The sequence below is a fragment of the Staphylococcus sp. EG-SA-2 genome (assembly GCF_017152085.1).
The window spans coordinates 1-6,477 of sequence record NZ_JACYHC010000405.1 but is presented as its reverse complement, the minus strand read 5'-3'; the positions used below and the strand labels follow the sequence as shown (position 1 = coordinate 6,477).

Below are 6,477 nucleotides of genomic sequence, written 5' to 3'. Positions count from 1 at the left end.
AAAAACTTATTCGTCATCCATTTTCAATACAGCCAAGAAAGCATCCTGTGGAATTTCAACATTACCAACTGCTTTCATCTTAGCTTTACCTGCTTTTTGTTTTTCAAGTAATTTACGTTTACGGCTTATGTCACCGCCATAACATTTAGCTAAAACGTTTTTACCCATTGATTTAATATTTGTACGCGCTACAATTTTTTGTCCTATTGCAGCCTGTACAGGTACTTCAAATTGCTGTCTTGGAATTAACGTTTTAAGTTTTTCAACTAATGCTTTACCACGTTCATATGCAAAATCTCTATGAACTATGAAGCTTAGCGCATCCACTTTATCACCGTTTAATAAAATATCCATCTTAACTAAATTACTTTCTTTATTTTCGATGAATTCATAATCAAATGATGCATATCCTTTAGTATTAGATTTAAGTTGATCGAAGAAATCAAATACAACTTCAGCTAAAGGTAATTCATAAACAATATTTACACGAATATCATCTAAATAGTCCATATTTATAAATTGTCCACGTTTACGTTGACATAATTCCATTACTGCACCTACATAGTCATTTGGAACCATCATAGTTGCACGAACATATGGCTCAAATATTTTATCAATTTTATCACGATCTGGCATTTGTGCTGGGTTATCAACCGTCACTTCTGAACCGTCCCTTAAAATACATTGATAAATTACAGATGGTGCTGTTGCAATTAATTCAATGCCAAATTCTCTTTCAATTCTTTCTTGAATTATTTCCATGTGTAACATACCTAAGAAACCAGTTCTATAACCAAAACCTAATGCTTGTGACGATTCAGGCTCAAATTCTAATGATGCATCATTCAATTGTAATTTTTCTAATGCTTCTCTTAAATCATTATAATTTTTGTTATCTATTGGGAACAGTCCGCAATATACCATTGGATTCATTTTCTTATAACCTTGCAATGGTTCTGATGCAGGTCTACTAGCTAATGTGATGGTGTCACCAACCCTAGAATCATCAACATTTTTAATACTTGCAATAATATAACCAACATCACCAACTGTTAATTCATCAACTGGAAGCTGCTTAGGTGTATTAATTCCAACTTCTGTTACTTCGAACTCTTTACCAGTCGCCATCATTCGAATTTTATCTCCGGCTTTAACAACACCGTCTACAATTCTTATCGATGAAATTACCCCTCTATATGGATCATACTCAGAATCAAATATTAACGCTTTTAGTGGTGCTTCTGGGTCGCCATCTGGAGCTGGCACAACTTCAACTATTTTCTCTAGTATCTCTTCAATTCCAATGTTAGATTTAGCACTTGCTAAAACAACATCGTCTTGGTCTAAACCTATCATATCTTCAATTTCTTGTTTCACGCGTTCAGGTTCTGCAGCAGGTAAATCAATTTTGTTAATAACAGGCAATAACTCTAACTCATTATCTAATGCCAAATAAACATTTGCTAATGTTTGTGCTTCGATACCTTGAGCCGCATCTACTACTAAAATCGCACCCTCACAAGCTGCCAAAGAACGTGACACTTCATATGTAAAATCGACGTGTCCAGGCGTATCGATTAAATGGAATGTATAAGTATTTCCATCTTTAGCTTCGTACTTTAAACGAACTGCGTTTAATTTGATTGTAATACCACGTTCTCTTTCTAAATCCATTGAATCTAGTAACTGATCTTGCATATCTCTTGTTTCAACTGATTTGGTATTTTCTAAAATTCTATCAGCCAATGTAGATTTTCCGTGGTCAATATGTGCTATAATCGAGAAATTCCTTATATTCTCTCTTCTTTTTAAGCGTTGCTCATTATCCATTTTATCCTTCTCACTTTCATAAAATAAACCCGTATTATCTTTCGCATCTTTGATATAATAACGTTTTTAATAGGTAAATGCAAACGCCATAATCTTGGATGAACTTTGAAATTATAACAATCTTTATTTAAATACATACTTGCGATATGTTAATATGTTAATTACGTACTTATAATTATAAAACGTATTGATTGTGTTTCCAACACAATTTATTAAATCTGCAAAATTTTAAGCTAACCCCATCAAATAAATGATTGCACAACGGTTAGACTTTTGTTAAAATATTTCTTGTTGTAATCAAATAAAATTTTGATAAGATGAACTCACTTTTAGGAGGTGACAGAAATGGCAAATATCAAATCTGCAATTAAACGTGTAAAAACAACTGAAAAAGCTGAAGCACGCAACATTTCACAAAAGAGTGCAATGCGTACAGCAGTTAAAAACGCTAAAACAGCTGTTTCAAATAACGCTGATAATAAAAATGAATTAGTAAGCTTAGCAGTTAAGTTAGTAGACAAAGCTGCTCAAAGTAATTTAATACATTCAAACAAAGCTGACCGTATTAAATCACAATTAATGACTGCAAATAAATAATCTTTTTAAATAAAAGTTCAAGCGCATGCTTGAACTTTTATTTTTTATAAAGATAGAATGAATAATTCCAGTATTAACTGTTTATCCATATATGATGATTTAAGTTTATAATCAGTTTCCGCACAAGCATCTACAATATTCAATAATTCATCAAGTTGATAATGTCTTACTTGTCCTAACGCTAATTTTACTCTGTATGGATGCACTCCTATTGTTTTAGCAATTTGCTGTCCACTATATCCTTTTTGACTCAGAATCTTACATTGATAAAATAATCGGTAATTACTTGTAATTAGTGCAAGTAATTTAATTGGTTCTTCTTTCATAGTTATTAAATCTTTTACTAAATGAATTGCTTGTTCTTTCTTTCTTTTCTGAATGTATTCAGTCAGTAAAAATACATTTTGCTCTAAACTTCTATTAATAATTTGGTTAACATCCTGCTTATTAATTGTTGGTCTATCGCCTAAAAATAAAATCAACTTTTCTATCTCTTGTGAGACAATATTAAAGTTAATACCTGTCAACTCAATAAATAAATCTAATGCATCTCTTTTGATATCTTTGAAATTCTCATTTAATTTACTTTGAATCCATTTTTTTATTTCTTCTTCAGACATTTGCTCTATTTTTTTAAGCCTTGCATGCTTTTTTAGAGTTTTAGTTAACTTTTTTCTTTCATCAAGTTTATTTTGATATATCTCAAAGACAATCAAATTTTCGCCATCATATTTTTCAATAAATTCTATTAATTGATCTACATTATGAGCCATATCTTTTGGCGCTTTTTCACCTGTAAATATATATGCATTTTTAACCAAAATTGCTTTTTTATCTGAAAAGAAAGGCAATGTTAATGTTTCTTCAACAATTGGTGCAATCTCTGTTTCGTATAAATTATATTTCACAAAGTTAAAGTCATCTCTATCACTTTTCAAAAATTGTGATATGATTTCTGCACTTTGTTTTTCAACCAATTCAGGCACATCTCCATAAATAGCTACAATATTGTCGCTCATTCATTACACCCTTTCATTCGTTTGACACATCAATAGATTATATCATGTTTCTGTATCTATAAACCACTTGCATTTCCATAAGAGTTTGAATCAACTTTTAAATTATCATCTAAGTCAATTGTAACTTGACCGTTTTGTTGACTATTGTAAATGCGACTGCGAATCCTTTGCAATCGTTTAACAACTTCTATATTAGGAAGATGATACATATTGTTCTTCCCAGAAGAAATCAAACTTATTTTAGGCTTAATCATCTCTATAAATTCTTTAGAACTACTTGTCTTGCTCCCATGATGTCCTACTTTTAAAATATCAATCTCCGGCAAGTTATATTTTTTTAGTAGTAAAGATTCATTATTTTTACTAGCATCGCCCATTAATAAAACTTTTTTATTTTGATATGTAATCATAGTAATAATCGAATACTCATTTTTATCTCGGCTATTTGGAATAAAACTATCAAAAAATAGAAAACTACTATCTCCAAGTTTAAAACTACTAACTTGTCTTACATCCATAAGTTTAATGTTGTACTTATGGCTTAATTTCGATAATAACATCAATGTATTACTACTATATCCCTTATTGTATATCACTATATGTTTAATTTTAATATGACTAATAATATATTCCACTTCACCAATATGGTCATTGTGTGGATGTGTTAAAATTAGATACTCTAATTCATTTATCCCTCTTTCATTTAGCGTTGGTAAAATATGATATTTAGAAATTGAATAACTAGGTTGTTTAGTATCATCAATCACTTTCCCACCTGTATCAATCAAGACATTTTGGTTCTTACCGCCTTCATATAAAATACTGTCTCCCTGCCCCACATTTAACATTGTAATTTTGTGATGTGAATTTGTTGGAAACGTTATTAATAATGTCAGAATAATTATAGTCCAAAACGTAACCAATATATATTTACGTTTAGCCAATAACCAAAATATGTAATAAACAGAAATTATAAATATTATAAATATCCAATCATTAAACTTGGGAACAGAAAAATGTGATTGCTTAATTCTTGTGAATAGGTCTAGTAACCAGTCATGAAAATTAAAACTTAGGTCAACCAAGTAATTTAGCGGCGTTAATCCCACAATAAAATGACTTGTAATAAAGAATAAAATAGATAGCGGAAACAATATAATCGAATAGTACGGTACAAAAATCAAATTAGATAAAAATCCCACCCATTGAAGTTGATGAAAGTTTGGAATGGCAACGATAAATGAAGCTAATTGTGCAATAAACGTAATTATGAATAATGATTGTAACTTTGACAATTGCTGTAAAAAAGGAAAAAGTAGCATAATAAAAAATGAAATGATGAATGAAAATTGAAATCCAATATCATAAACAACTAGTGGGTTTAAAATAAACATAATTATAAATGCAAATGCTAATAGCTGAATACCCTTTATTTTAATTTGCTTAGTAATAAGCAGTACAAGAGTTGTCATTATTATAGCTCTTACAGCACTAGGTGCATAATTTGTGTATTGAGCATATAAAGTTAATACAATGATTGTAATTCCTTTAATGACAAATAAAGGTAAATTTAATCGTTTTAAAGGTTGGTAAATTAAGAATACAATTGCAGCTATATGCGAGCCACTAACTGCCAGCAAATGATATATACCTATCTCTTTAACACGTTCCTTAAATTGCTCATTAATTTCTTTTACGTCACCAGTAATCAATGCCATAATACGATCCGGAAACTTAATACCCGAATCATAAATTCGATTCATTATAAACTGTTTATGTTTCTCAATTAAATTAGACCGGTTCGATTCTAGGCAGCTTTGTACAACTATACTTTGTAATTTAAGAGTTACAAACTTATTGTCATTAACTTTGAATTGTCCTTTAACAATACAATTACGACTTTCAATTTTCTTTAAATCAAAATTCTTTTTATTTGTTAAAAAGAAAGGATATATTTCATTTTTTAAACTCAACCTACCTTTATATGTGTCACTACCTTGACGTTGAATTTGGATTACTTGAGCACGCTCATTAAACTGAGAATTACGTTCAATATAATTGATATAATTAAATATTGCTTGTTGTGAATAATGTAAATACCATGAGGAGAAAATGATTAAAAAGAGAGAAATAGGGGCATAAACGATTTTATTTTTACGATAAGTAATATACAAAAGTAAAATGAAAAGAAATGTAGAGAGCACTTTGCTAGAATTCCAAAGCACTCCTACAATCATTGATAACGCGACATACAGCAAAACATTAACCTTTAGTCAGATATTTAGCAACATATTCTGGTGAAAATGGAATTTTTTTAAATTCAATACCAGATTGTTTGAGTAATTTAGTTGCATATTCATGGTTATGATAATCTTCTGCATAGTAGATACGCTTTATACCTGCTTGAATAATTGACTTTGTACAATTTAGGCATGGAAAATGAGTAACATAGATTGTTGCACCTTCAGTAGATACACCTTGTTTTGCACATTGTAATAAAGCATTCATTTCTGCATGTATCGTTCTGATACAATGTCCATCTTCAATTAAACATCCTTCATCTATACAATGCACCTCGCCAGCTACAGAGCCATTATAACCACCAGCAATAATACGATTATCCTTAACAATCGTTGCACCTACAGATAATCTTTGACAAGTTGAACGTAATGCTAGCAAATGACTTTGTGCCATAAAATATTCTTCCCATTTGATTCTTTCCAAGATGTTCACCTTCCATACTTAAAATTTAGTAACATTTTCTAATAATATAAGATTAATCACAAAAAATAAAATTTGCAATTAAAATAATCCATTATATCGTGAAATAAGATTTCAGTTTATCAAAAGTTTTACTTCCAAAACCTTTTACTTTTTTCAAATCGTCAATTTCTTGAAATGCACCTTGTTGGTTGCGATATTCAACAATTGCATTAGCTTTAGCTTGCCCTACTCCAGGAACAGACATCAATTCTGATACAGATGCGGTATTTAAATTTACTTTAGTATTATTTGTGTTCCCATTTTTTAC

6 protein-coding genes are annotated in these 6,477 nt (G+C 30.0%); 1 reads left to right on the top strand and 5 read right to left on the bottom strand.

Translation table 11 applies throughout. The features are described 5' to 3' along the window. Nucleotides 1–6 precede the first annotated feature (6 nt). The gene (gene lepA, locus IDG60_RS04045) at nt 7–1,830 is read right to left on the bottom strand and encodes a translation elongation factor 4 (RefSeq protein WP_000368338.1); all 1,824 of its coding nucleotides are present in this window, start codon (nt 1,828–1,830) and stop codon (nt 7–9) included. 345 nt (nt 1,831–2,175) lie between these two features. Here lepA and rpsT point away from each other — a divergent pair, with 345 nt between their 5' ends. Beyond that, complete coding sequence (rpsT, locus tag IDG60_RS04040; RefSeq protein ID WP_001274017.1) at nt 2,176–2,427, top strand: 30S ribosomal protein S20; 252 nt, start codon at nt 2,176–2,178, stop codon at nt 2,425–2,427. A 44-nt stretch (nt 2,428–2,471) separates the two neighbouring features. Here rpsT and holA read toward each other — a convergent pair whose 3' ends face one another. The 4 genes from holA to IDG60_RS04020 all read right to left on the bottom strand — a co-directional run. Continuing rightward, complete coding sequence (gene holA / locus IDG60_RS04035; protein ID WP_001282563.1) at nt 2,472–3,446, bottom strand: DNA polymerase III subunit delta; 975 nt, start codon at nt 3,444–3,446, stop codon at nt 2,472–2,474. Nucleotides 3,447–3,502: 56 nt separating this feature from the next. Then, complete coding sequence (locus tag IDG60_RS04030) at nt 3,503–5,704, bottom strand: DNA internalization-related competence protein ComEC/Rec2 (protein WP_206160516.1); 2,202 nt, start codon at nt 5,702–5,704, stop codon at nt 3,503–3,505. 4 nt (nt 5,705–5,708) lie between these two features. Then, on the bottom strand, nt 5,709–6,170 hold the full coding sequence (locus IDG60_RS04025) for a ComE operon protein 2 (RefSeq protein ID WP_000439693.1): 462 nt from the start codon (nt 6,168–6,170) through the stop codon (nt 5,709–5,711). A 91-nt stretch (nt 6,171–6,261) separates the two neighbouring features. Next, nucleotides 6,262–6,477, bottom strand: a 216-nt coding sequence (locus tag IDG60_RS04020) for a ComEA family DNA-binding protein (RefSeq protein ID WP_206160515.1), incomplete at its 5' end; no start/stop codon positions are given.